Source organism: Octadecabacter ascidiaceicola (assembly GCF_900185015.1).
Taxonomy (GTDB): Bacteria; Pseudomonadota; Alphaproteobacteria; order Rhodobacterales; family Rhodobacteraceae; genus Octadecabacter; species Octadecabacter ascidiaceicola.
The window spans coordinates 237405-263369 of sequence record NZ_FXYD01000003.1 but is presented as its reverse complement, the minus strand read 5'-3'; the positions used below and the strand labels follow the sequence as shown (position 1 = coordinate 263369).

Genomic DNA, 25965 nt, shown 5'->3' with positions numbered 1-25965 from the left:
GGTCACCCTCGCTGGCGGCGTTTTCATAATTAGATCGAGCCCACGTGGTTCACCTGTATAGATAGGCACCGACTCAATGGCATCAGCAGCAGAGCAAATGGCCGCGAACACAAGCTGGAGCGCCTTTGGCCAAGCCAAAGAATTGCGCCAGCGCATCTTTTTCACGCTTGGTCTCCTTATTGTTTACCGCATCGGGACGTATATTCCGGTTCCGGGCATCGACGCTGACCAATTGCGTGCGTTCATGGATGACGCCGCTGCTGGTATCGGTGGCATCCTGTCGATGTTTACGGGGGGTGCATTGTCCCGAATGGGCATTTTCGCACTCGGCATCATGCCTTACATCTCTGCGTCTATTATCGTGCAGCTGCTTGGCGCGATGTGGGAGCCGCTGAAGAACCTCAAGAAAGAGGGCGAACAGGGCCGCAAGAAGTTGAACCAGTACACTCGTTACGGCACCGTGGTGCTCGCAACGTTCCAAGCATTCGGCATGGCGAAATCGTTGGAAGCAGGCGGGCTTGTCACTGATCCGGGCCTTTATTTCCAAGTCGCCTGTGTGATTACGCTTGTTGGTGGCACAATGTTCCTGATGTGGCTGGGTGAGCAGATCACCGCACGCGGCATCGGTAACGGTATTTCGTTGATCATCTTCGTCGGCATTATCGCTGAAGTTCCAGCCGCACTGGCGGGCTTCCTTGCCCAAGGTCAGGAAACCAACAACTGGGGTCTGATCCTCGGGGTGTTTGCGATGGTCATCGCGATCCTTGCGTTCGTGGTCTTCATGGAACGTTCACTGCGTAAAATCCACATTCAGTACCCGCGCCGTCAGGTCGGTATGAAGGTGTTTGATGGTGGGTCTTCTCACCTGCCGATCAAGGTTAACCCAGCCGGTGTTATTCCAGCGATTTTCGCATCCGCGTTGCTGCTGTTGCCAACGACGCTATCCACATTCTCCGGCGGCGAGGCGTCTGGCCCGATCATGTCCACGATCCTTGCGTATTTTGGCCCCGGTCAGCCGCTGTACTTCGTGTTCTTCACGGCGATGATCGTATTCTTCACGTTCTTCTACACCCGTGAAGTTGCGTTCAAGACGGACGAAGTTGCCGACAACCTGAAAAACCAGAACGGTTTCGTTCCCGGTATTCGCCCTGGTAAGCGCACTCAGGAATATCTCGATTACGTTGTGACACGTATCTTGGTTCTGGGGTCTGCCTACCTTGCGCTCGTATGCTTGCTGCCTGAAATCCTGCGCAGCCAGTTTTCCATCCCGTTCTACTTTGGTGGCACCTCAGTGCTGATTATTGTGAGTGTCGGCATGGACACAATCCAACAGATCCAAAGCCATCTGCTGGCACACCAGTACGAAGGCCTCATCGAAAAATCCCAGCTGCGCGGTAAGCGCGGCGGCAAGAAGCGGAGTCCGCAGCGCAAATGATCAATATTATTCTTCTTGGACCACCAGGTGCCGGTAAAGGCACACAAGCACAAAAGCTCGTTGATGAGCGTAACATGGTGCAGCTTTCCACTGGTGACATGCTGCGTGCAGCACGGACTTCCGGCACTGAAATGGGCAACATGGTTGCCGGTGTTATGGACCGAGGAGAATTGGTTACTGATGAGATCGTCATCGGTTTGATCCGCGAACAGCTCGAAGCGGGCGGTGACCACGGTGGCTTTATCTTTGACGGTTTCCCGCGCACGTTGGCACAGGCCGATGCATTGGGTGCCCTCATGGCCGAACTTGGTCAGAAACTGGATCATGTGATCGAGCTGGCCGTCAATGACGAGGTTCTTGTTGAGCGTATCCTTGGCCGCGCCGCCGATGCTGTTGCGGCAGGTGGTGAAGCCCGCGCAGACGATAACGAAGAAAGCCTGAAAGTTCGCCTCATGGCCTACTACAAGCAGACCTCGCCACTGATCGGTTACTACCACGCCAAGGGTGATTTGAGCAGCGTCGATGGTCTAGGCACGATGGATGAAGTCGCGGCTGAGATTGCTGGTGTATTGGGCTAGTTTAGCTTTGACGCTATTTGTGGGCGTCTTCTCATCCTACAAGCTGTCGAATAGTGTGCTGCAGAATCGCAATAGCTGGTCAACACGAATTGGCATTTTTGTGGGTGCGAGCACGATCCTAATTCCAAGCGTTACACTGCTTGTTAATAGGCTGGGTGAATTTGCACCGAGCATCGAGTTCGCCCGAACAGTTGAGGATTTGGTGTTTGCTTTATCGATGGGCTTCTTGATCGGAGTGACCATTGCAATCTTGAAGTCTTTTGGATCGACATCAGGGCGCTAAAGGCTCTAAGTTTTGCACAAGTTTCTTGCCCCTCTTGACCCACTCCTCAATCCCTCCTAAACAGCGCCGTTCCCAATAGGGATCGGTGTGAGTCGCTCTCGCACCAAACACCTCGATATGACTTAAGGTCGGCAGCAATACGCTCCGGCCTTACGTTGTGAAAAAAGGGTCTGGAATGACGGACCCGCAACGAAAAGGAATTGCACACGTGGCACGTATTGCCGGCGTAAACATCCCGACTGCAAAGCGGGCTGTTATTGCCTTAACCTACATCACCGGAATCGGTAACACCTCCGCAAAAGCTATTTGCGAAGCGGTTAACATTGACCTCACACGTCGTGTTAACGAACTGTCCGACGCCGAAATTCTCGCCATCCGCGAGCACATCGACGCAAACTACACCGTAGAAGGCGACCTGCGCCGCGAAGTTCAGATGAACGTTAAGCGCGCAATGGACCTTGGTTCATACCGTGGCCTGCGTCACCGCCGTAACCTGCCCGTTCGCGGTCAGCGTACATCCACAAACGCACGTACTCGCAAAGGCCCTGCAAAGGCCATTGCTGGTAAGAAGAAATAAGGGAGGGCTTTAACAATGGCACGCGAACCTAAACGCACCAAAAAGAAGGTCTCCAAGAACATCGCCGCTGGCGTTGCTCACGTGAATTCTTCTTTCAACAACACAAAAATCCTGATTTCCGACGTACAGGGCAATGCGATCTCTTGGTCCTCTGCTGGTACAATGGGCTTCAAGGGCTCACGTAAGTCCACACCTTACGCAGCACAGATGGCTGCTGAAGATGCGGCTAAGAAAGCACAAGAACACGGCGTTAAGACGCTGGAAGTCGAAGTGCAGGGCCCTGGTTCCGGTCGTGAATCCGCATTGCGCGCATTGGCGGCTGTTGGTCTCAACATCACATCTATCCGTGACGTGACACCAATGGCGCACAACGGCTGCCGCCCACCAAAGCGTCGCCGCGTCTAAACTATCCTAACGCCTTGGGGTTCGCAGTTCGTCTGCGGCCCCAATCCGTCATTTTAACCTCGGGCGTTTGCCTTTTTTGGACATGAAGGGCAGACAAGAATGGAGGGACACATGATCCACAAGAACTGGGCTGAGTTGATTAAGCCAACTCAATTGGAAGTTAAACCGGGCAACGATCCTGCGCGTCAGGCAACAGTGATTGCCGAACCGCTTGAGCGTGGCTTTGGTCTGACACTCGGTAACGCATTGCGCCGCATTTTGATGAGCTCCCTTCAGGGTGCTGCCATCACTGCGGTTCAGATCGATAACGTGCTGCACGAATTCTCCAGCATCTCTGGTGTTCGCGAAGACGTCACTGACGTTGTTCTGAACCTCAAAGGCGTTGCGATCCGTATGGAAGTTGAAGGTCCTAAGCGTTTGCAAGTGCAAGCCAAGGGTCCTGGCGTTGTTACCGCGGGTGATATTTCCGAATCCGCTGGCATCGAAATCCTGAACAAAGACCACGTCATTTGTCACCTCGACGATGGCGCTGACTTGTACATGGAACTGACTGTGAACACCGGTAACGGATATGTTGCAGCAGACAAGAACAAGCCAGAAGATGCGCCAATCGGCATGATGGCCATCGACGCGATCTACTCACCTGTCAAGAAAGTCTCATATGACGTTCAGCCGACTCGTGAAGGTCAGGTTCTGGACTATGACAAGCTGACAATGAAGGTCGAAACAGACGGTTCCATCACGCCGGACGACGCTGTGGCATTCGCTGCACGCATCCTGCAGGACCAACTGTCCATCTTCGTGAACTTCGATGAGCCTGAGTCCGCACAAGCTGCGAACGACGATGATGGCCTCGAATTCAACCCACTTCTGCTGAAGAAGGTTGATGAGCTTGAGCTGTCTGTTCGTTCCGCGAACTGCCTGAAGAACGACAATATAGTTTATATCGGCGATCTCATTCAGAAGACCGAAGCAGAGATGCTGCGTACACCGAACTTTGGCCGTAAGTCTTTGAACGAAATCAAAGAAGTACTGTCAGGCATGGGTCTGCACCTCGGCATGGACGTTGAGGACTGGCCACCAGACAACATCGAAGATCTTGCGAAGAAATTCGAAGACTCTTTCTAAAGAATACGGCTGGGGGGCTACATGGCCCCCCGCTAACGACCCTGGTCATATGACCCAATGAGAGTACTCGACACGCATCGAGTGCCAGACAAAGCAAAACAGCCCGTAGAGGGCACATTATTGGAGAAGACACATGCGTCACGCACGAGGTTACCGCCGCCTAAACCGTACCCACGAACACCGTAAGGCTTTGTGGGCTAACATGGCTGGCTCGCTCATCGAACATGAGCAAATCAAAACAACATTGCCAAAAGCAAAAGAACTGCGTCCGATCATCGAAAAGATGATCACATTGGCGAAACGCGGCGACCTGCACGCACGTCGTCAGGCAAACGCACAACTTAAGCAAGACAAGTATGTCGCGAAATTGTTCGACATCTTGGGCCCACGCTATAAAGACCGCCAAGGTGGTTACGTGCGCGTAATGAAGGCCGGCTTCCGCTACGGTGACATGGCGCCAATGGCGATCATCGAATTTGTTGACCGTGACGTTGACGCGAAAGGCGCAGGCGACAAAGCCCGCGTTGCAGCTGAAGAAGCAGCAGAAGCGTAAGCGACCCAAATTGAATTAGCGAAGGCCCGTCTGTTTCAGGCGGGCCTTTTGCATTGTGGCATCAGCATCCGCGCACTAGTTTGACCTATGGCTGATCTTTTCGACTCTGGGGTGGCAACGCCCGACACAGCGCCCCGCCCATTGGCGGACCGATTGCGCCCGCGCAACTTGGGCGAAGTCATCGGACAGGATCAGGTCCTTGGGCCAGAGGCGCCGCTTGGGGTGATGCTCGCCTCCGGGTCATTGTCATCCTTGATCTTCTGGGGTCCACCCGGAGTAGGCAAAACGACAATCGCGCGGCTGCTGGCGGATGAAACCGATCTGCATTTCATCCAGATCAGCGCGATATTTACGGGCGTTCCTGAGCTTCGCAAAGTGTTCGAGGCCGCCAAGATGCGCCGCCAGAACGGCAAGGGCACCTTGTTGTTCGTCGACGAAATCCACCGTTTCAACAGAGCGCAGCAAGACGGGTTCCTGCCGCATATGGAAGACGGTACTATCTTGCTTGTCGGCGCAACTACCGAAAACCCGAGCTTTGAGTTGAATGCCGCGGTCCTTTCCCGCTCGCAGGTGTTGGTTCTTGAACGCCTGTCCCTCGCAGACCTTGAGCGTATGGCGCAACGCGCTGAGGCCGAACTTGAGCGTAAATTGCCATTGGATGGCCCCGCACGTGAGAACCTGTTGGAAATGGCAGACGGAGACGGGCGCGCGCTGTTGAACCTGATCGAACAAGTCGCAGCGTGGAAGGTGGACACCAAGCTCGACACAGACGCCTTGACGACCCGTTTGATGAAACGCGCTGCACGCTACGATAAATCCGGTGACGAGCACTACAACCTCATCTCAGCCCTTCATAAGTCGGTGCGCGGATCCGATCCTGATGCAGCGCTTTATTGGTTTGCGCGTATGTTGAAAGGGGGAGAGGACCCAAGGTTCCTCGCACGTCGGATTACGCGCATGGCTGTTGAGGACATCGGTTTGGCCGACCCGCAGGCGCAACACGTTTGCCTGCAGGCGTGGCAAACCTACGAACGTCTTGGCAGCCCTGAAGGCGAACTGGCCCTCGCTCAGGCGCTGACCTACCTCGCGCTCGCGCCGAAATCTAATGCAGTCTATGTCGCGTACAAAGCGGCGATGAACGCTGCAACGCAGACAGGATCAGAACCGCCGCCTAAGCATATCCTAAACGCGCCAACGTCCTTAATGAAGGATATCGGGTATGGTGATGGGTACGCCTATGACCATGACGCAGAAGACGGGTTTAGCGGTGCCAACTACTTCCCCGATGGGATGAAACGCGGTGTCTATTACCTGCCTGTAGATCGCGGGTTTGAACGTGATCTCAAGAAGCGTGTGGATTACTTCGCCAAGCTGCGGAACAAGCGCAACGGTTGACTCTTTGCAGTGAAAGCATATGACGCGCCCATGATACCAACTGTGTTCCAAGTCGCTCTTGGCGGTGCCATCGGCGCTGCAGCCCGCTATGGCGTGGGAGTCGCCCTGTTCCGTTCGCAAGGTGGCTTTCCGATTGGCGTTTTGGCTGTGAACATAATCGGGTCGTTCTTGATGGGACTGGCGGTTGTCTATCTCGGACAAAAAATGCTGAGCCATATGAACCCGTTCCTGATGACGGGAATCTTGGGTGGCTTCACGACATTCTCGGCGTTCTCACTTGAGGCGTACACTTTGTTTGAACGTGGCGAAATTGGCCAAGCAGCGACCTATGTTATTTTATCTGTTGTTCTATCTATCGCGGCACTCGTCGCGGGAATTCTAATCATGCGAGGAGTGCTGGCATGAGCCGCGTTCAAAACTTGACTATCGGCCCTGATGAAGGCGATCAGCGCCTTGATCGCTGGATGAAGCGCCGCTTTCCGCACCTTCAGCAGGGCGGCATCGAAAAGATGTGCCGGAAAGGTGAGATCCGAGTCGATGGCGGGCGCGTAAAGTCCAGCACTCGCGTTGAAGTCGGTCAGAAAATCCGCATTCCACCGCTGCCTGATGCAGATCAGGTCGAGAACCGCCCGCGTGATATGAAAAAGGCGGATATCGAACTGATCCAAGGCTGCGTGATCTACAAAGACGACCACGTTATCGCGTTGAACAAGCCCGCTGGCTTGCCAACGCAGGGCGGTAGCAAGCAGACACGCCACGTTGACGGTTTCGCTGAGGCGTTGAAGTTCGGCTATGATGAAAAGCCACGTCTTGTGCACCGTTTGGACAAAGACACATCCGGCGTTCTGATCCTTGCGCGTACACGCATGGCCGCTAAGGCGCTGACCGAAGCCTTCCGCCACCGCAACACCGAGAAAATCTATTGGGCATTGGTCGCTGGCGTACCGATTCCGAAGCTGGGTTCGATCAAATACGGACTGGTGAAGCAGGGCGGCCACGGCGCTAAGGGTGACAACGAACGTATGAAGTGCGTGCATCCACGCGATGTCGATAAGGTGCCGGGCGCGAAACGGGCGCATACGGATTACACCGTGCTGACATCTTTGGCGGACCGCACAGCATGGGTTGCAATGACACCCGTTACAGGGCGCACGCACCAGTTACGGGCGCATATGGCTGAAATCGGGCACCCGATCATTGGCGATGGCAAGTACGGCACCGCCAACGTGCAGGATAACCCTGGTGACGGCTGGGGCGCAGGTATGGGCGAAGAAATCGGCCGAAAGCTGCATCTGCACGCGCGGTCCTTGCGGATTGAGCACCCTGAAACCGGCAAAGAGTTGTGGATCAAAGCATCGCTTCCGCCGCACATGGAAAAATCTTGGGGTTTCTTTGGTTGGGCCGAATCCCATGCGCCCGATGATCCCTTCGCTGGTTTGTTGTGAGGTCATGAAATGAGCGAATGGGTTGCAAAGCGGTTTTGGACCGATGTGAACGTTGTCGAGCAGGATGGCGGATTTGCCGTTCAGCTTGATACGCGAGCAGTTAAAACTCCTGCGAAAGCACCTCTTGTCGTGCCAAGCCGCGACATGGGTGATGCTATCGCTGCGGAATGGCGTGCGGTTGACGAAAAGATTGATCCGAATGTTATGCCATTCACGCGTTCAGCGAACGCCGCGATCGACAAAGTTTCGGTTCAGTTTGAAGAGGTCGCGACAATGCTCGCCGCGTACGGCGGTAGTGATTTGCTTTGCTATCGCGCCGATTCCCCCGCGGAACTCGTCGAACGACAAATTGAAATGTGGGATCCGCTTTTGGATTGGGCGCATGAAGCTTTTGGAGCCCGATTGATTTCGACGAAGGGGGTAATGCCGGTCACACAGGATGAAACCGCTCTAAATGCGATCTCTTCGCCTCTTTTTGCTGCAACATCGTTTGAACTCGCTGCATTGCATGACCTCGTCGCTATGTCGGGATCATTGGTGTTGGCGCTCACAGTTACGCAACGTCGTTTGTCGGCGTCAGATGCTTGGGAGTTGTCGCGCCTAGATGAGAACTGGCAGGCCGAACAGTGGGGCGTTGACGATGACGATGCACAAGTTGCTGAAATTAAACAGAACGCGTTTATGCATGCAGCTCGTTTCCACCAAATGGCGAGCTAAGGCCTCCGCAGGCAAATCGACTTCAAAACGAGTACTGGCTATCCAAATGTTCTGACGATTTCGTTCGTTTATATCTGTCGGCCCCTTGACGTCTTTGCAGGAATCCCTCCACTCTCTCCCCATTGCGTAGGCTCGCCCACGCGTATCGCCACTGTCCAATTGGACAGAACTAAAAACCCTGTGGCTCACGCAGGGAAACTCAGGAAGGTATATAAATGAAAAATTCAGTACTCCTCGGCGCACTGACCGTTGCAGGTCTTGCTGCTGGTGCAGCTGCTGCTGGCACACTTGACGACGTCAAGGCGCGCGGCACCCTGAACTGCGGTGTGACAACTGGACTCGTAGGTTTCGCAGCCCCAGACGCCAACGGCGTATGGGAAGGTTTCGACGTAGGCGTATGTCGCGCTGTTGCCGCTGCTGTTCTCGGCGATCCAAACGCTGTGGAATTCGTTCCAACAACAGGTCAGACTCGCTTCACAGCGCTCGCATCTGGCGAAATCGACTTCCTCGCACGTAACACAACGTGGACATTCTCCCGTGACGTCGACCTGAAGTTCGAATTTGTTGGCGTTAACTACTATGACGGCCAAGGCTTCATGGTTCCACGTGACCTCGGCGTTTCTTCCGCTAAGGATCTCGACGGCGCGACAGTCTGCATCCAGACTGGTACAACAACAGAGCTGAACTTGGCGGACTTCTTCCGTTCCAACAACATCTCCTATGAGCCAGTGCCAATCGAAACAAACGCAGAAGCTCAGCAGCAGTACCTTGCTGGCGCATGTGACGTTTACACAACTGACGCGTCCGGCCTTGCTGCGACACGTGCGACATTCGAAGCACCTGGCGACCACGTTCTGCTGCCAGAAATCATCTCCAAAGAGCCACTCGGTCCACTTGTTCGCCACGGCGACAACGAATGGGCTGACGTTGCGCGTTGGTCTTTGAACGCTCTGATCACAGCTGAAGAGCTCGGCGTGACATCTGCGAACATTGCAGAACTGTCCGCTGGCACCGACAACCCAGAGATCAACCGTCTCTTGGGTACTGAAGGTGAACTGGGCGCGATGCTCGGCCTCGAAGCTGACTGGGCTAAGAACGCTATCATGGCGGGCGGCAACTACGGTGAGCTGTTCGAAAAGAACATTGGTGAGAACACGCCAATCGGTCTTGCACGTGGCTTGAACGCTATGTGGACTGAAGGTGGTCTGATCTACTCCCCACCATTCCGCTAAATACTACACTGCAAAGGGCGCGATCTTCGGATCGCGCCCTTTCGCGTATGCTTTTTGCATACAAAAACGATACCAAAAAATTCCTATTTCACGTGCAGTCGGATCAACCGGCGTAGAGATGATTAGGACCAGGGAGTATAGGGATGACGACGCTTACGGATCCTCCGAAGGCCAGCTTTCGGCTTAGCCAGCTTATCTATGATACGCGGTACCGCTCGATCACCATTCAAGTCATAGCGATGATCTTGGTCGTATTGGGGCTGTATTGGCTCGTGAACAATACCATCCAAAACCTGTCCGCCTTGGGCAAAGATTTCAATTTCGGGTTTCTGACACAGCCAGCGGGCTATGATATTAACCAGCGACTGATCGAGTATACCTCTCAGTCTACACACCTGCGTGCCGCTATCGTCGGCATCTTGAATACGCTTCTAATTGCGTTCCTCGGATGCATCTTGGCTACAATCATCGGCGTATTCGTTGGTGTTCTACGTCTCTCCAAGAACTGGGTCGTGAGCCGTCTGATGGCCGTCTATGTCGAGGGCTTCCGTAACGTTCCATTGTTGCTTTGGATTATCGCAATCTTCGCGATCATGACCGAAAGCATGCCGCAACCGCGCGACTTCAAGGTTGGTGGCGATGCTTCCATGCTTTTGGGTGACAGCGTCGCGGTGACGAACCGCGGCGTATATGTGCCTGGCGTCGTGTTTGAAAATGGTCTCCTTGGATCCCCATTGCTGAACTGGCTTCTCATTATTGCGGTCCTAATCTCGAGTATTTTTGCCATCCGCTTCGTTCGTCGACGCGCAGATGCGATACAGGAAAGCACAGGTATTCGTCCCACAACCTGGTACCAGCAGCTTGGGCTTTTTGTCGTTCCAGTTGGCGTTTTGATGTTCCTGATGGGCGTGCAATTGCAGATCCCTTATATCAAGGGCTTCAATTTCACGGACGGAATTCATCTTCGCAACTCGCTGATCGCGCTCTGGATCGCTCTGTCGCTTTATACAGGTGCATTCATCGCCGAGATCGTTCGTTCAGGTATTCTGGCGATTTCCAAAGGTCAGTCCGAAGCTGCAGCAGCGCTGGGCCTGCGTCCTAATCGCACGATGAACCTGGTTATTCTGCCGCAGGCGATGCGAGTGATCATTCCCCCGCTGATTTCGCAGTACCTGAACCTGACAAAGAACTCCTCGCTGGCGATTGCGGTCGGCTACATGGACGTCCGCGCGACATTGGGTGGCATCACGATCAACCAAACAGGGCGAGAGTTGGAAGGCATTCTGTTGATGGCGGCTTTCTACTTGGCGCTTAGCCTTGCGATTTCGGGCGTGATGAACGTCTACAACAACCGCACTCAGCTGCAGGAGCGTTGATATGACCGATACAAACACACACGGCGTCGGCTACGTTCGCGACAAAATGCTGCCAGAAAAGTCACCCCCGATAGGTGAAAAAGGCGCAATCAAGTGGATGCGTGAGAACCTGTTTTCCAGTAAGTTGAACATCTTCCTTACCGCGATTTCCATATACGTTATCTATATTGTCCTCGCGTCGATCTTGCCTTGGGCGTTCGGCGGGGTCTGGAACGCGGGCTCGCTGACGGAATGCCGCGAAGTCCTGTTTTCGTTCTACAAAACAAGTCATGACGGTGCGTGTTGGGCCGTGATCGAGGATCGCTGGCTGCAACTTTTGTTCGGGTTCTACCCGCCAGAAGCGTACTGGCGTCCAATATTGGCCTTCGTTCTGCTGTTCGTTGCACTCGCTCCGATACTTTTTGCAGACAAAGTGCCAAGCAAAATGATGTGGTTTTCGCTCGCTTTCCCATTCCTTGCAGTTTGGTTGATTTGGGGTGGATCATTTTGGACACCCATTTTCGCCGCTTTTGGTTTTGTCGCAGGCTTTATTGTACTCAAGATTCTCAGCAAAGTTACTGGACCAATCGTTGCAAACCTTCTTGCGTTGGCGGCTGCATTGTTTTGGTGGGGGGCCGTAATGTCGCCGCTCAGTGATGCTTTGCACAAGTCCATCGGCGCTGGACGTTTCGACACAACTCTTGCAGCAATAGAAGCACGCACAGCGGAACTTCCCGCTGAAATCGCTGCACTAGAAGCTGCGGGAGAAGACAAAGCGGCGGACATCGCCGCCGCGCTCGAAGAGAAAAATGCAACGGTCATCGAGATGGCGGGCATCCGCGTTGGTGAATTTGCGATTGAGCAACAGATCGAACCCAAAACCGCTGCGTTTGAACAACTGGATGCAGCGCAAGAAAGTATCGAAGACCTTTCGGACATTCTGACCGAATGGGGGCGCGCACCAGCAGCGACATCCGACAGTGAAGCGGCAATTGCTGAGGCTGAGCGCGCGGCTGCGTCAGCTGATACATTGATTGGCAACATTGGGTCTCTGCTGTCTGGCGCTCTGTCTGATCTTGAAGAGGATACGGCTGACCTGACGGAAGTTTCCGAAATAATGGTCGCAAGTGCGGCCCAAGAGGACGCGTCCATTCTGGAAGATGTTTCCGCGATGGTCGACAAAGCCGAGCTTATCGATCCGCTTGCCGGTTTGATTGAACGTGCAGGAAGCATAACAACGGCCACGACAGCGGCAGATTTGGCGGCTTTGCGTGCAGACGTTGAAACCGCGATGGCAGCGCTTTCCACAAACATATCTTCGTTGGAAACCATCCGTGCAAAGATCGTCGCGACGAATGCAGATGATCTGGAGGCGCCTCAAGCAAAGCTGGTGAGCCAAATGGCGGGTCTCACGGCCCTTCGCAACGAAGAATCTAGTTTGTCTCAGGAAGTGTTCCGCGTTTCGTCGGAGGCGACGGAAGCGAATGGCTTTATGAGTGCTTTGGCGTCGTTGAACGAGCGCGAGGCATCTTTGCCTCAATTGCGTGAACTTACAGCAACGGCCCGTGAACAGATCGTGTGCAAGCCCCATTGGTTATTGAGGTGGTTGCCAGCGTTTCTGGAGCCATGTCCAGAACGCAACATGATCAACGTCAATCAACTGCCGGAAGATGCCACAAACGAAGAACGCGGCTTGTTGTCGATCTACCTCAATGCGCGGAATCAGGAACTCAGCATCGAAGCTTCTGTTCGTGATACCTACGCTGAATTGGGTCGCGTTGGCCTTGCTCCCATTGATAGCCGCGAAATCGGTGGCTTTATGCTGGCGCTGATCGTTGGCGTGGCGGGCATTGTGCTGTCCTTGCCATTGGGTATCTTGCTGGCGCTTGGCAGACAGTCACACTTGTTCTTCGTCAATAAGATTTGTGTGGCCTTCATCGAAGTCATTCGTGGCGTACCATTGATCGTTTGGTTGATCACAGCGTCCTTGCTGCTCAACTACTTCCTGCCACCGGGGTCAAACTTTGACTTGTTGTTGCGGGTTATCATCATGGTGACACTGTTTGCTGCTGCCTATATCGCGGAAGTTATCCGCGGTGGCCTCGCGGCGCTGCCGACGGGTCAGTATGAAGGCGCGGACTCGCTGGGTCTGTCTTACTGGCAGTCCATGCAGCTGATCGTGCTGCCCCAAGCGATGAAAATCTCAATACCGGGCATCGTGAACACCTTTATCGGCCTGTTTAAAGACACCGTTCTGGTGGTCTTCATCGGTCTGTTTGACCCAATTGGCCTTGCTGGCGCCATCCGTGCGGATACGGACTGGAACGGCATCTATTGGGAACTCTTCGTCTTTATCGGCGTGCTGTTCTTCATCTTCTGCTTCAGCATGGGCCGTTATTCCCTACACCTCGAGAAAAAGCTTCAACGTGAGCACCGTTAAGGAGACCATCAATGTCTGACACAACAACAGAACGCGCGATCAATCGCGAAGCGATGAAGGTCTCTGACGAGGTCGCAATCCAGATCACCGATATGAACAAGTGGTACGGCACATTCCACGTGCTGCGCGACATCAACCTGACCGTGAACCAAGGCGAACGTATCGTGGTTTGTGGCCCGTCAGGGTCCGGTAAATCCACGCTGATCCGTTGCATCAACCGTCTGGAAGAACACCAAGCGGGCACGATCATGGTGGATGGCACCGAGCTGTCCTCTGACCTCAAGAACATCGACAAGATCCGCTCAGAAGTCGGTATGTGCTTCCAGCACTTCAACCTGTTCCCGCATCTGACGATTTTGGAAAACTGTACGTTGGCGCCTATCTGGGTTCGTAAAACACCAAAGAAAGAAGCCGAAGAAATCGCGATGCACTTCCTTGAGAAGGTGAAAATCCCTGATCAGGCTTTGAAGTATCCGGGTCAATTGTCCGGTGGTCAGCAGCAGCGTGTTGCGATTGCCCGTTCGCTTTGCATGAAGCCGCGTATCATGTTGTTTGATGAACCAACCTCCGCGCTTGACCCTGAGATGATCAAGGAAGTTCTCGACACGATGATTGAGCTCGCTGAAGAAGGCATGACAATGATCTGCGTAACGCACGAAATGGGCTTTGCCCGTCAGGTTGCAAACCGCGTTATCTTTATGGATGCCGGCCAAATCGTTGAGCAGAACGAGCCGGAAGAGTTCTTCAACAACCCACAATCAGAACGCACACAATTGTTCCTTAGCCAGATCCTAGGTCACTAAACTAGGTCTTTCGGGACGACGAAATCCACCACTTGGGCCGACCGGGAGACCGCGTCGGCCCAAGTCGTTATTGGGAAGTCACAAACCAGTGTTGCGCAAGTTGGGTAGTCTAGGAAACGACGATGATCGGGCTTTTGCGCGACAATCTCTTCCGCGAAGTATGCAATGCCGGGGTTATGAGCGACAAGCGCAACCGTGTCGCCTTCAGCCTTTTGAAGCACACGCATCAGGGTGGCTGGCGGCGCGTGATACATGTTGTCTTTGAAGGAGACCGGTGGCGTCGTGCCCAGTGCGGCAACAAGCCGTTCCGTTGTCTCCTGCGTGCGCGCCGCATCACTGCTGTAGATCGTATCCGGCAGATAGCCTTTTTCGCGCAACCAACCGCCAATGGTGATTGCGGCTTCGCGCCCGCGGTCGTTAAGTGTGCGTGCATGGTCATCGAATGGGGCGTCCCAGCTCGACTTGGCGTGGCGGATCAGGATCAAGCGTTTTGTCATGACGGGTGGAAGGCCTCCATGTGGAATGCGGTTTGTGCGGGGTCGCGGTGGTAGGATTGGCTGACTGGGCAGGACATGCGCACGCGGCAGGCTACGCGGCATGTCTCATCAACGTCCATGTGGGCCTTACAGCTAACTACATCGTAACCGCTAGGACTAAGGGCTGAGACGGGGCAGGCAGTAAGGCAGGGCTTGTCTGTGCAGCTGTCGCAGGGACTTGTCGCAGGGGCAGGTAGTGGGATTTCACAGTCAAACACTAGCGCCCCGCGATAGGACACCAAAAGCCCCGCGTCCTTGTGGACGAGCAAACCGACAGGGCTTGTCCAAACTTCGCCACTGCGCAGCGCCCACGCAATGAATGGGTGAAAGGGCGGCCCACCGAAGGGAAACACGGCCTGTGCGTTCAGGTTATCCGCCAACGTGGAAATCACCGCGCTCGACCAATTGTCGAGCGGATCATCGCCTTTGAAATCTGGATGGTCGGTCACGAACGGCCAAAATCCGGGCTCAAGCGGGCCAAGCAGGATCGTTGTTTTTCCGTCTTCATGAAAACCGCCAAGCGCGGTGAGGTGCAGCGCCGATGCTGCTGCGTTCACCTCGTCCAGCGTCACTTCGCGGCCCGAATGATGGACCCCGCACCGTGCTCGGTGAACAGCTCAAGCAGGCAGGCATTGGGTGCGCGGCCGTCTAGGATGACCGCCGCACGAACGCCATCTGAAATAGCATCAAGACAGGTCTGCGTTTTGGGGATCATACCACCTGCGATAACACCAGATGCGGTCAAGTCGGCGATCTGTTCTGGCGTCAGTTCGGTCAGAACATTGCCGCCACCGTCTTTCACACCAGACACATCGGTCAGTAACAATAGGCGGTCAGCGTTCAACGCGGATGCATAGGCACCTGCCGCCGTGTCGCCGTTTACGTTTAACGTTTCACCATCGCGACCAGCGCCAAGTGGGGCGATAACAGGAATAGTGTTGGCCTCAAACAAAGTCTTGAGGACCTTGGTGTCGATCTCGGCTGGCGTGCCGACCAGACCCAACTCCGGCGCATCCTGATCACAGGTCATCAGGTTCGCGTCCTTGCCGGACAGCCCGACTGCACGCCCACCCTGACGGTTGATCGCATTCACGATCCACTTGTTTACACGACCGGACAAAACCATCTCAACAACTTCAACAGTTGCTCTGTCCGTTACACGTTTGCCGTTCACGAAGTCCGATTTTATGTCGAGTTTCTCGAGCATCTCGTTGATCATCGGGCCACCGCCATGGACGATCACAGGGTTCACGCCAACCTGCTGCATCAGCACGACGTCACGCGCGAAGTTTTCCATCGCCTCATCCGACGACATCGCGTGGCCACCCAGTTTGATGACAACAATCGCATCATTGTAGCGTTGCAGATAAGGCAGCGCCGCGCTGAGCGTGGCGGCTGTGGCGATCCAATCGCGGTTCATATCTTGCTTTCTCATGGCTGTCCTATGGGCGTCGTCTTGGGGTCAGTCTAACCCAGCGATGATGGCGCGCAACGTTTCAATACCTTCACCCTTTTCAGAGGAAGTGATGATGAGTTCAGGGTAGGCAGAGGGGAACTTTTGCAGTTTCTCACGTACCTGAACCAACACCTTGTCCAACTCGCCTTTCTTAAGCTTGTCGGTCTTGGTCATGACGCATTGGAACGTCACTGCGGCGCTGGCCAGCAGTGCCATGATTTCCTCATCAACGGACTTGATTCCGTGGCGTGCATCAACCAGAACGAACGCACGGCGCAAGGTCACACGACCACGCAGATAGTTCTTAAGCAGGCGTTGCCACTTCTCGACGACAGCAACAGGCGCGTTGGCATAGCCATAGCCCGGAAGGTCGACGAGGTAGTGGGTTTCGCCAACGGTGAAATAGTTGATCTCTTGCGTGCGGCCCGGCGTGTTTGATGCACGTGCCAACCCTTTGCGGCCCGTCAATGCGTTGATCAGGCTGGATTTGCCCACGTTGGAACGGCCAGCAAAGCAGACTTCTGGACGGTCTGCTTCGGGCAGGCCATCCATCGCGACAACGCCTTTAACGAAGTCGGTTTCGCCCGCAAACATCTTGCGGCCCGTTTCGCGTGTTTCATCATCCGGTTCTTCGGCGGCTGGGAATGGAAGCTGCATTATAGCACCTCTGCTTGGTCGCTGAGTGCGACATGGCCATCTTTGGTAACGACGGCGTAGACGCCGAAGTTTTGGTGGCCGAATTTTGAGTTCAATGTGCCAAGTGTATCCGCGTCGCGTTCACCTGTCACAGGGTTGGATGCCGTGTGCATGCAGCGCTCGATTGGCTCGCGGATTTCGAGCTCGGCAGTGCCGATGCGGATCGTCTTGCCGATCCAATCGAACTCCTCGAAAGGCTGGGTGCCATTGAGCCAGATGTTGCCACGCCAACGCTCATGTTCGAGCGGTTGCCCGATCGCGTCTTCTACGGCGGCATGGCTAGAGCGGGTCATGATGGACACAGACGGATAATCCGAGTCAGTCATTCCGCGCCCCTCAACGGATACGATTCCTGTGGGCACCGCACGGCCAGTCGGGCAGAGTGGCGCGACCCAGTCCAGAAACGCTGGGGCGTCTTCATTTGGATTGAATGTAATCGCACCGAGATCTTGATGGCGCAGTGTGATTTGGCCCGTTGCCTCGTCTAGTTCCGCCCAAATACCCGCAAGGTTTGGCGTCCGGCTACCAATCATGAAGTTTCGGCACATTACCCAACCGGACCCATCGAATTTGGTCAGATCATGGGTTACCGCCCAGTGACGGTCCCAAGGCAGGCACTTGCCCGTTTGCAGGTCCACAGCCGCGAGCGTTTCGCGGCCGTGACTTTTTATCGGGTGCCGCCAAAGTTCAGCGACCGTTCCCATTACTCAGTGTCCGTTTTGTTGCGACCCAAAATGTTGCCAAAGACATCAGGCTTAAAGCCCTGACTGCGCATAATGGCGTACTGCTGGATAAAGGTGATCGTGTTGTTCGCGATCCAGTACAGAACAAGGCCACTGGCAAAGCTGCCGAGCATGAACATGAAAACCCAAGGCATCCACGCAAGGATCATCTTTTGCGTCGGTTCTGTGGGGGCTGGGTTCAGCTTTTGCTGGAGCCACATGGAGATACCCAGCACGATCGGCATGATTCCGATAAAGATCAGCGACAAGATGGATTCTGGCGCAGGTGCATCCCACGGGAGTATCCCAAACAAGTTGAACAAGGATGAGGAGTCAGGCGCACTTAGGTCGTTGACCCAGCCGATCCAAGGCGCGTGGCGCAGTTCGATGGTGACAAAGATAACCTTGTAGAGCGAGAAGAAGATCGGAATTTGCATCAAGATAGGCAAACAACCGGATGCAGGGTTCACCTTGTTCTCCTTATAGAGCGCCATCATGCCCTTCTGGAGTTTCTCACGGTCATCGCCTGCTGCTTCTTTCAGCTTTGCCATTTCAGGCTGCAACTCACGCATCTTCGCCATTGAAACGTATGATTTGTACGCAAGTGGAAGTAGCAGCGCCTTGATGATCAGAGTCAGGCCAATGATGGACCAACCCATGTTGCCGATCAGCCCGTTGAGCCAATGTAGAACAGCAAAAATAGGTTTCGTCAGGAAGAAGAACCAACCCCAATCGATACTGTCGAGGAAGCGATCAATGCCAAGGTCATTCTGGTACCCGCGAATGACTTCCCATTCCTGCGCACCGGCAAAGAACTGGGTCTCAGCGCTAGCAGAAGCGCCTGCGGCAACGGTAACCATCGGGTAAACGGTTTCGATCTGGTAGATGTCATTTGCGTGCTTGGCTGTTGAGCGGAAATCCCGACCTGGAGTTGGGATCAGCGCTGTCATCCAGTACTGGTCTGAAAAGCCGATCCAACCGTTTTCCTCAACCTCGATACGGCCCTCATCTGTCGTGAGGTCGGGCATATCATCGTAGTTGATTTCTTCCATCGACCCGTCAGACATCCGCACGACACCCTCGTGCTGAATGAAGAAGCCGATTTGCTCAGGCTCACCGTGGCGCGCGACCAGCCCGTAAGGGCGCAGTGCGATTTCAGAACCCGTTGTGTTTTCGACGGACTGTGTAACCGTAAACAAGAAGTGCTCGTCTACTGAGAATGTCTTGCGGAAGATCAAGCCGGCGCCGTTGTCCCAAACGAGGGTTACCTCGTTACCTTCGGAAAGCGTTTCACCGCTTTCGATCTGCCATTCAGTAGATGCTGTCGGAACCTGATCCGCAGTCGCGCCAACGGCTGCGACCCAGCCATGGGATGCATAATAAGGATGATCGGTGCCAATCGGTGCGAGAAGGCGAACAAGGTCTGATCCTTCTTCAAGCGTATCGCGGTACGCCTTAAGGGATAGGTCATCAAGACGACCACCTGTCAAAGTCAAAGAGCCGATCAAGCTTTCGCTATCGATCGCTACGCGAGGCGCGTTTGCGATCGCTTCTTCAGGAGCAAGTGGCGCAACAACAGTGGCTTCACCGACTTGAACAGGTACCTCGGCGTCAACGCCAAGCGTGCCGGTTTCTGTCGCAGCAACTTCCGCGTTCGGTGCAGGCTCGGTCGGTTCTGGTGGCGGAAATAAGACAAACCATACCAGAATCACGAGGAAGCTGAGGGCTGTTGCGAGGATGAGGTTCTTGTTCTGGTCGTCCATGGAAGCCGCCTGAAACTGCTGTTGAAATATCAGGCAGGTTCAACAGGTCAGAGCACCAAAGGTCAAGCGCTTTCGCCTTGTTTTCGTGGACTATCGGCTGCTTTGTCACGGGGTAGGGGGCTTAGACGTTGTTCTCGTTCGGGCCTATTCGGCGCTGCAATCCCTTAAAGTCGAAAATTGACGGATCCAATAGGTGCGACGGGCGGGTGTTTGTAAGCGCCCCGAACATCTGTTGGCGACGCCCCGGCGTGTTGGCTTCCCACTGATCCAACATGGCTTTGATCTGTTGGCGCTGCAGCCCGTCTTGCGACCCGCAAAGGTCACATGGAATAATCGGGTAACCCATCGCACTGGCGAATTTCTCGCAATCGGCTTCGGCGACATGGGCGAGAGGACGATAGACGAACAAGTCGCCCTCTTCGTTCAGCAGTTTTGGTGGCATCGTCGCGAGGCGGGATCCGTGAAACATGTTCATCATGAAGGTCTCAAGGATATCATCGCGGTGGTGCCCCAACACAACCGCGCTACAGCCTTCTTCACGGGCAATCCGATAAAGGTTCCCGCGCCGTAGACGAGAACACAAAGCACACATCGTGCGACCAGCAGGCACTTTATCGACGACAATCGAATAGGTGTCTTGATATTCAATCCGGTGCGGAACTTGCATATCACTCAGAAACTTTGGCAGCACCGTCGCAGGGAAATTGGGCTGACCCTGATCAAGGTTACAGGCCAATAAATCAACGGGCAAAAGGCCGCGCCACTGCAATTCGTGCAGGACCGCGAGCAGCGTATAGCTGTCCTTGCCGCCCGACATGCAAACAAGCCATTTCGCACGCTCACCATTCGCATCGACCATGCCGTAGGCCTCAATCGCCTCGCGTGTGTTTTGCACAAGCCGCTTGCGGAGTTTCTTGAACTCAGTGGTTTTTGGTGCGCCGTAAAACAGCGGGTGAATGTCATCTGGTTCATCAAGCATGGGGATGAATTACAGGCGCAAGGTTCGGCCCACAAGTGGGCGAAATCCACGTACACAATGCGTACACAACCTGTACACATCCCGTATGTACATTTGTATGACGTCGGTTCACCGAAAGACATCATAGATCGCGATGACGTTTATGGAAGATCAGGAAGGCGGATTTGTATAAGAGCGGTTTCTTATGCCAAAAAGAGAAACCTGCCTTTGAGGCCTTTGTTGGGTCTAAAATGGAGGTAGTAATCTGGTGAGGAGCCCAAATGCTAATTGATCTAGTGGCGCAACTTCCCCAACGCTCTGGCGAAGAGGTTGATCGTTTTCTGAGTTTGTTTTCAGGAGAGTTTGTTCCCTCCGCTGACGACTTCGCCTGCTACTTTGACAAAAGCCCAGAGCCGGAACTATTTGATACATATCTGGATGCAATTGTATTTTTGACTAGTTTTCCCACAGCGTTTGGTGCCATTTATCTTCGGAATTTGAGGGCAAAGGGGCTAGCGCGCCACCTATTTGTCTCCTTTGCAAAAGACGGGAGTATTTTTGGTGGTGCCTCTGCGGAAGAACACGACGTAGATGAAGCGCAGCAACTTTTCCGGCAAAACTTCGACTCCAATTTTTTGGTCGGGATCGAATGTTACCCGCCGGAATCTGCTGCCGATTTTAAAAAGTTATTACAAGCTTAACTTTACGTCCGTTGCATTAGAACTTGGCGTTTAAAAACGACCTTATTGGGAATGTACCAATCCGAAGGCAGAGTTTGGATCAAATTTGACCAACGACAGTTTCGTCGGCATTGTGGACGTCCAACTAATCCGGAACGTTGTCGACGCCTGAGCCGCCCCAAGGGTGGCAGCGTGCGACGCGGCGGACGGATAGGATGGTTCCTTTGATGCCGCCGTGTTTGCACAGGGCTTCCATGATGTAGGCGCTGCAGGTTGGGTGGTATCGGCAGCCGTGGCCGACCCATGGCGAAAATACGAGGCGGTAGAACCGGATCGGTAGGGACAGCACGAAGGCGAGGGGGGTCATGACAATTTCCCGAGCGCTTTGGCGAAGTCCGCACGCAGGGCTTCAAAGTCGCGCGTTGCGGTGGCTTCTTTTTTGCCGATCAGAACGTAGTCATGGCCAGCTTTGGCCAAGGCGGGCAGGTCGAGCCGTGCAATTTCACGCAGGCGGCGTTTGGCACGGTTGCGGGCGACGGCGTTGCCGACTTTCTTGGAACAGGTGAAACCGACACGTACCGTGGGGTCATCGTCACCACGGTTGCGCATCTGAACGGTCAGACTTGGCGATGTTTGATAACGCGCCTTGGACGCAGCAACAAAGTCGGACCGCTTTTTCATGACAGTCAAACGAGCAAAAACCGCCGCAGGCTGTGCTGTGGCGGTTTCAAACTTTTCATCACCCGAAGTCATAGACTTCGTACGCGATTATGCGCTGAGTTCTGCGCGACCCTTCGCACGACGTGCGTTCAGGATCTTACGGCCAGCTTTGGTGGCCATACGTGCGCGGAAACCGTGGCGGTTCTTGCGAACGCGGTTGGAAGGCTGAAATGTACGCTTCATTGCGTCTCTCCGGTCTATGGGCAAATCCGTGAATGGATTCGAACCCCGTTTAATCTCGAAGCTCAGCTAATAGGAGGGGTCTGGGCGTGTGTCAACGTGATCTGGCGTGCGTGGGGCGGAATTTCTGCAACAAATCCAGATTCCTGCAATCCAAATGTTACAGTCTTCACGACTTTTGCAACAAAACCACACGAAAATGGCTTTTGCCATCAATGGGCCGTGATGCAACCCGCACAGACCTACCCAGATTAGCCTCGCTCGTCCATCTAGTGTTCAACAAGACATTCCTAAGGATCAGAGACGTGACCGATATGACTGAAGCATCCCAACCTAATGCGTTGTTAAAGCGCCTGCCGATCATTGTGATCGGCGTTGTTGCCATACTTGGCGCCTATTTCCTGCGGGACTACCTGACGTTTGACGCGCTGGCAGAGAATCGGGAGGCATTGATCGCGTTTCGAGACGCCAATTACGTTCTAACCGTACTTGTCTTCATCGCGATCTATACTGTGGCCGTCGCATTCAGCCTTCCCGGTGCACTAATCTTGACGCTTTCTGGTGGTTTCCTGTTCTCGACGTTCCCCGGTTTTATTTTCAACGTTACAGGGGCAACAATCGGCGCGACCGCGATCTTTTTGGCAGCGCGTTGGGGATTCGGTAAGCAGTTGGGTGCGAAACTCGAAGGGTCGGACGGAATCGTCAAAAAGATCAAAGACGGTATCGATGAAAACCAATGGTCTATGTTGTTCCTGATCCGCCTTGTGCCTGCTGTTCCGTTCTTCCTTGCCAACCTGATTCCGTCTTTCCTTGAGGTTCCATTGCGTCGATTTGTGATTTCGACGTTCTTTGGCATTATTCCGGGATCGATTGTCTATACATCGGTTGGCGCTGGGCTGGGTGAGGTTTTTGCCAAGGGCGAGACGCCGAACCTCGGCATTATTTTTGAGCCACACATCCTGCTGCCGATCATCGGGCTGTGTGTGCTGGCTGTTCTTCCAATTCTCATCAAGGCCGTGCGCGGCAAAAAGGGTCTGTAATCATGAACCGTATCAAGACTGACGTTTGTATTATCGGGGCCGGTTCTGGCGGGTTGTCTATCGCCGCTGGTGCGTCGCAAATGGGGGCCTCAGTGGTTCTGCTTGAGGGTCACAAAATGGGAGGGGATTGTCTGAATTACGGCTGCGTTCCGTCCAAGGCGCTCATTGCGGCGGGCAAGCAGGCCTATGCGATGGCCAATACCGGCGACCTTGGTGTCACGGCCGTGAAACCCAAAGTCGATTACGCGGCCGCCAAAGACCATGTGCGCAAAGTGATTGAGACGATTGAGCCCGTCGATAGCCAAGAGCGGTTTGAGGGTTTCGGCGTGAACGTCATTCTTGAGTTTGGCGCATTCATCAGCCCGACCGAAGTGCAGGCTGGCGATACCATCATTGAGGCACGCCGTTTTATTGTCGCCACGGGTTCCGGCCCTTTTGTGCCGCCAATCCCGGGCTTGGAAGATGTAGATGTTTACACAAACGAAAACATCTTTGAATTGCGCGAACGCCCCGAGCATCTGATCGTCGTTGGCGGCGGGCCAATCGGTATGGAAATGGCGCAGGCGCATGTGCGTCTTGGGTCAAAAGTGACCGTCATTGAAGGCGCAAAAGCGATGGGTAAGGATGACCCTGAGATGGCGGCTGTCGTGCTCGATAAACTTCGCGCTGAAGGCGTTGAGATTATTGAGGAAGCACAGGCTACTAAGATAAGCGGATCTGAAGGTAACGTGACTGTCCATACACCCAAGGGTGATTTCACAGGCTCGCATTTGCTGATGGCTGTTGGTCGCAAGGTGAATGTCGAAAAGCTCGACCTCGATAAGGCGAACGTTAAATGGGGCCGTGGTGGTGTTGAGGTGGGTGACAACCTGCGTTCTGTCACCAACAAAAAGGTCTATGCCGTTGGTGATGCGGCTGGTGGGCTGCAGTTCACCCATGTTGCGGGCTATCACGCGGGCGTTGTGATCAAGTCCATGCTGTTCGGGCTGCCGTCAAAACAGCGCACGGATCACATTCCTTGGGCGACTTATACTGATCCAGAACTCGCGCAGGTTGGCCTGACGGAGGCGCAGGCGAAAGAAAAGTTTGGGGCGCGTCTGGAAGTCGTGCGCTTCCCTTACCACGAGAACGACCGCGCCATCGCAGAAGGCAAAACAACGGGCCTTATCAAGGTGATGATCGTTAAAGGCAAACCCGTCGGTGCCTCAATCGCGGGCGCAATGGCGGGCGAATTGATCAGCATGTGGGCGATGGCAATCGCGAATAAAATGAAAATGTCGCAGATCGCTGCAACTGTTTTACCCTATCCAACCGTATCTGAGATTAACAAACGCGCTGCGGGTGCCTATTTTAGCCCGAAGCTATTTGAAAGCAGCAAGGTCAAGACGATCGTTGGCTTTGTACAGCGCTGGCTGCCATAAAGCGGCGTAACTCGTAGAACGGACGGTATAATGCTCAACTCCCTATCAGGGCGCTTCTTAATCCTCACGACGGTGTTCGTGTTGATTGCTGAACTGTTGATCTTCGTGCCGTCCGTGGCGCGTTTTCGCGAAGACTACTTCCTTAACCATTTGGAACGTGCGCAAATTGCATCACTGACGTTGCTTGCAGAAGATATGATTTCGCCTGAGCTAGAGGCCGAACTTCTGGAAAACGCAGGCGTGTATAACGTGGTTTTACGCCGCGACGAAGTGCGCCAATTGATCCTTTCGTCACCCATTCCCACGCCGATCCACAAGACATTTGATATGCGTGACCCGCCGGCATGGATGCTGATCAAAGACACGATGATGCGCCTTGGTGATACTGAAGAACGCGTGATCCGTGTGATCGGCAATCCCGTTCAGGACGGCGGTTTGCTGATTGAAATCACCCTGCCGACGAAACCGTTGCGCGCTGCCCTTATCGAGTACGGCATCAACATCTTGATTTTGTCCGCAGTCATTTCGATCATCACTGCCAGCTTGCTGTTCCTCGCAGTGCGCCGTTTCATCGTGAAACCAATGCGCGGCGTTGTCGATCACATGCAGGCCTATGCAAAGGCCCCCGAAGACGCGCGCCGCATCATTATGCCTACGGCCGGAATTACAGAACTTCGCGAAGCGGAGGACGCGCTTGCATCCATGCAGACGCAGCTAACAGGGGCATTGAAACAGAAAGAACGCCTTGCCCAGCTTGGCGGGGCCGTCAGCAAGATCAGCCATGATCTGCGTAATATCCTGACCTCAGCGGTGCTGTTCACCGATCGCATCGAGTCCTCGGAGGACCCGTCCGTGCGACGTCTTGCGCCTAAGCTTGTGAATTCGATTACCCGTGCGGTCAATCTTTGCGAAAGCACTTTGGCGTTTGGCCGTGTCGATGAACCTGCACCCCGCCTTGAACGCGTTTCGCTTTCCGAAATTGTGGATGATGTTGTTGCCGGTGAACGGCTGGCCGTCGGGGATCATGATGTGTCATTCGCTGAAAACATCCCCGCCGGAATGAGTGTGCGTGCCGATGGTGAGCAGCTTTACCGCGTGATTGGCAACCTCGTGCGCAACGCCAGACAAGCCATCATTGCGACAGGAAAAGCCGGAGAGATCGCGATTTCTGGCGATGAAGATGATGATGTCTGGACGATTGCCTTGACCGACACCGGTCCAGGGTTGCCCCCTAAGGCGCGTGAACATCTGTTTGAGGCATTCCAGGGTGGCACAACGCGTGGCGGTTCTGGCCTTGGCCTTGCTATCGCTGCGGAACTGGTACGCGGACATGGTGGGCGCCTCGAACTTGAACGTACAGACGAGACCGGAACGCGCTTTGTTATTAACCTTCCAAAATCCGACCTGACACTTTCCCCGCAGATTGCGTAGTTTGCCCCTTGCAATG

Annotated in this window: 27 protein-coding genes and 1 pseudogene; 18 read left to right on the top strand and 10 right to left on the bottom strand. The window is 54.3% G+C overall.

Features of this window, described 5'->3' with window-relative positions:
- Positions 1-76 precede the first annotated feature (76 nt).
- From secY to OCA8868_RS10040, 14 genes and pseudogenes are all read left to right on the top strand, one after another.
- Positions 77-1435 carry a preprotein translocase subunit SecY gene (gene secY, locus OCA8868_RS10110; RefSeq protein WP_093996459.1) on the top strand — a complete coding sequence of 453 codons (1359 nt, stop codon included), beginning with the start codon at positions 77-79 and terminating at the stop codon, positions 1433-1435.
- Positions 1435-2013, top strand: a complete 579-nt coding sequence (locus OCA8868_RS10105) for an adenylate kinase (protein ID WP_093996775.1) — start codon at positions 1435-1437, stop codon at positions 2011-2013. Before secY ends, OCA8868_RS10105 begins: the two co-directional genes overlap by 1 nt.
- Positions 2014-2504: 491 nt before the next feature.
- Positions 2505-2873 carry a 30S ribosomal protein S13 gene (gene rpsM, locus OCA8868_RS10095; protein WP_093996774.1) on the top strand — a complete coding sequence of 123 codons (369 nt, stop codon included), beginning with the start codon at positions 2505-2507 and terminating at the stop codon, positions 2871-2873.
- Positions 2874-2888: 15 nt separating this feature from the next.
- Entirely contained in the window at positions 2889-3278 is a 390-nt protein-coding gene (rpsK, locus tag OCA8868_RS10090; RefSeq protein ID WP_049833315.1) for a 30S ribosomal protein S11, read from the top strand.
- 111 nt (positions 3279-3389) lie between these two features.
- Positions 3390-4406, top strand: coding sequence for a DNA-directed RNA polymerase subunit alpha (locus OCA8868_RS10085; RefSeq protein ID WP_093996457.1), 1017 nt, complete (start codon positions 3390-3392; stop codon positions 4404-4406).
- A gap of 133 nt (positions 4407-4539) precedes the next feature.
- The gene (gene rplQ, locus OCA8868_RS10080; protein WP_093996456.1) at positions 4540-4959 is read left to right on the top strand and encodes a 50S ribosomal protein L17; all 420 of its coding nucleotides are present in this window, start codon (positions 4540-4542) and stop codon (positions 4957-4959) included.
- Between the two features lie 87 nt (positions 4960-5046).
- Positions 5047-6354 (top strand): replication-associated recombination protein A, encoded by a 1308-nt coding sequence (locus OCA8868_RS10075; RefSeq protein WP_093996455.1) that lies wholly within the window; start codon positions 5047-5049, stop codon positions 6352-6354.
- A 30-nt stretch (positions 6355-6384) separates the two neighbouring features.
- Complete coding sequence (gene crcB, locus OCA8868_RS10070; RefSeq protein WP_093996454.1) at positions 6385-6759, top strand: fluoride efflux transporter CrcB; 375 nt, start codon at positions 6385-6387, stop codon at positions 6757-6759.
- Entirely contained in the window at positions 6756-7799 is a 1044-nt protein-coding gene (locus OCA8868_RS10065) for an RluA family pseudouridine synthase (RefSeq protein ID WP_093996453.1), read from the top strand. Before crcB ends, OCA8868_RS10065 begins: the two co-directional genes overlap by 4 nt.
- A 9-nt stretch (positions 7800-7808) precedes the next feature.
- On the top strand, positions 7809-8516 hold the full coding sequence (locus tag OCA8868_RS10060; RefSeq protein WP_093996452.1) for an ATP12 family chaperone protein: 708 nt from the start codon (positions 7809-7811) through the stop codon (positions 8514-8516).
- A 215-nt stretch (positions 8517-8731) separates the two neighbouring features.
- Positions 8732-9748 carry an amino acid ABC transporter substrate-binding protein gene (locus tag OCA8868_RS10055; protein ID WP_093996451.1) on the top strand — a complete coding sequence of 339 codons (1017 nt, stop codon included), beginning with the start codon at positions 8732-8734 and terminating at the stop codon, positions 9746-9748.
- 143 nt (positions 9749-9891) lie between these two features.
- Entirely contained in the window at positions 9892-11124 is a 1233-nt protein-coding gene (locus OCA8868_RS10050) for an amino acid ABC transporter permease (protein WP_093996450.1), read from the top strand.
- Between the two features lie 1777 nt (positions 11125-12901).
- Positions 12902-13543, top strand: a pseudogene (locus OCA8868_RS16805) (amino acid ABC transporter permease); the annotation flags it as partial.
- Between the two features lie 11 nt (positions 13544-13554).
- On the top strand, positions 13555-14346 hold the full coding sequence (locus OCA8868_RS10040; RefSeq protein WP_093996448.1) for an amino acid ABC transporter ATP-binding protein: 792 nt from the start codon (positions 13555-13557) through the stop codon (positions 14344-14346).
- Here OCA8868_RS10040 and OCA8868_RS10035 read toward each other — a convergent pair.
- The 7 genes from OCA8868_RS10035 to ttcA all read right to left on the bottom strand — a co-directional run bounded on the left by OCA8868_RS10035 (position 14343) and on the right by ttcA (position 20498).
- On the bottom strand, positions 14343-14843 hold the full coding sequence (locus OCA8868_RS10035) for a SixA phosphatase family protein (protein WP_093996447.1): 501 nt from the start codon (positions 14841-14843) through the stop codon (positions 14343-14345). The two genes, OCA8868_RS10040 and OCA8868_RS10035, sit on opposite strands and share 4 nt — an antisense overlap.
- Positions 14840-15454 carry a ferredoxin gene (locus tag OCA8868_RS10030; protein WP_093996446.1) on the bottom strand — a complete coding sequence of 205 codons (615 nt, stop codon included), beginning with the start codon at positions 15452-15454 and terminating at the stop codon, positions 14840-14842. The genes OCA8868_RS10035 and OCA8868_RS10030 overlap by 4 nt, the downstream gene beginning before the upstream one ends.
- On the bottom strand, positions 15451-16317 hold the full coding sequence (gene argB, locus OCA8868_RS10025; protein WP_093996445.1) for an acetylglutamate kinase: 867 nt from the start codon (positions 16315-16317) through the stop codon (positions 15451-15453). Before argB ends, OCA8868_RS10030 begins: the two co-directional genes overlap by 4 nt.
- Before the next feature lie 27 nt (positions 16318-16344).
- Positions 16345-16995 carry a ribosome biogenesis GTP-binding protein YihA/YsxC gene (yihA, locus tag OCA8868_RS10020; RefSeq protein ID WP_093996444.1) on the bottom strand — a complete coding sequence of 217 codons (651 nt, stop codon included), beginning with the start codon at positions 16993-16995 and terminating at the stop codon, positions 16345-16347.
- Complete coding sequence (locus tag OCA8868_RS10015) at positions 16995-17738, bottom strand: MOSC domain-containing protein (RefSeq protein WP_093996443.1); 744 nt, start codon at positions 17736-17738, stop codon at positions 16995-16997. Before OCA8868_RS10015 ends, yihA begins: the two co-directional genes overlap by 1 nt.
- Positions 17738-19519: a membrane protein insertase YidC gene (gene yidC / locus OCA8868_RS10010; protein ID WP_093996442.1), complete on the bottom strand. Its 1782-nt coding sequence runs from the start codon at positions 19517-19519 to the stop codon at positions 17738-17740. Before yidC ends, OCA8868_RS10015 begins: the two co-directional genes overlap by 1 nt.
- Positions 19520-19640: 121 nt before the next feature.
- Positions 19641-20498 (bottom strand): tRNA 2-thiocytidine(32) synthetase TtcA, encoded by an 858-nt coding sequence (gene ttcA, locus OCA8868_RS10005; RefSeq protein ID WP_093996441.1) that lies wholly within the window; start codon positions 20496-20498, stop codon positions 19641-19643.
- Between the two features lie 260 nt (positions 20499-20758).
- Here ttcA and OCA8868_RS10000 point away from each other — a divergent pair, with 260 nt between their 5' ends.
- Positions 20759-21178 (top strand): hypothetical protein, encoded by a 420-nt coding sequence (locus OCA8868_RS10000; protein ID WP_093996440.1) that lies wholly within the window; start codon positions 20759-20761, stop codon positions 21176-21178.
- Positions 21179-21302: 124 nt separating this feature from the next.
- On the opposite strand, the gene yidD is transcribed toward OCA8868_RS10000, so the two are convergent.
- From yidD to rpmH, 3 genes are read right to left on the bottom strand one after another with little or no spacing between them, the layout of a single operon-like run.
- Entirely contained in the window at positions 21303-21524 is a 222-nt protein-coding gene (gene yidD, locus OCA8868_RS09995; protein WP_093996439.1) for a membrane protein insertion efficiency factor YidD, read from the bottom strand.
- Positions 21521-21910 (bottom strand): ribonuclease P protein component, encoded by a 390-nt coding sequence (gene rnpA, locus OCA8868_RS09990; RefSeq protein WP_093996438.1) that lies wholly within the window; start codon positions 21908-21910, stop codon positions 21521-21523. The genes yidD and rnpA overlap by 4 nt, the downstream gene beginning before the upstream one ends.
- A 15-nt stretch (positions 21911-21925) precedes the next feature.
- The gene (gene rpmH / locus OCA8868_RS09985) at positions 21926-22060 is read right to left on the bottom strand and encodes a 50S ribosomal protein L34 (protein WP_049833338.1); all 135 of its coding nucleotides are present in this window, start codon (positions 22058-22060) and stop codon (positions 21926-21928) included.
- Positions 22061-22371: 311 nt separating this feature from the next.
- Between rpmH and OCA8868_RS09980 the strand changes: the two genes are divergently transcribed.
- The 3 genes from OCA8868_RS09980 to OCA8868_RS09970 are packed head-to-tail and all read left to right on the top strand — an operon-like array spanning position 22372 to position 25949.
- The gene (locus tag OCA8868_RS09980; RefSeq protein WP_093996437.1) at positions 22372-23097 is read left to right on the top strand and encodes a TVP38/TMEM64 family protein; all 726 of its coding nucleotides are present in this window, start codon (positions 22372-22374) and stop codon (positions 23095-23097) included.
- A 2-nt stretch (positions 23098-23099) separates the two neighbouring features.
- Positions 23100-24518 (top strand): dihydrolipoyl dehydrogenase family protein, encoded by a 1419-nt coding sequence (locus OCA8868_RS09975; RefSeq protein ID WP_093996436.1) that lies wholly within the window; start codon positions 23100-23102, stop codon positions 24516-24518.
- 30 nt (positions 24519-24548) lie between these two features.
- A complete protein-coding gene (locus OCA8868_RS09970) occupies positions 24549-25949 on the top strand; it encodes an ATP-binding protein (protein ID WP_093996435.1) in 1401 nt (466 codons plus the stop codon).
- Positions 25950-25965: the final 16 nt, after the last annotated feature.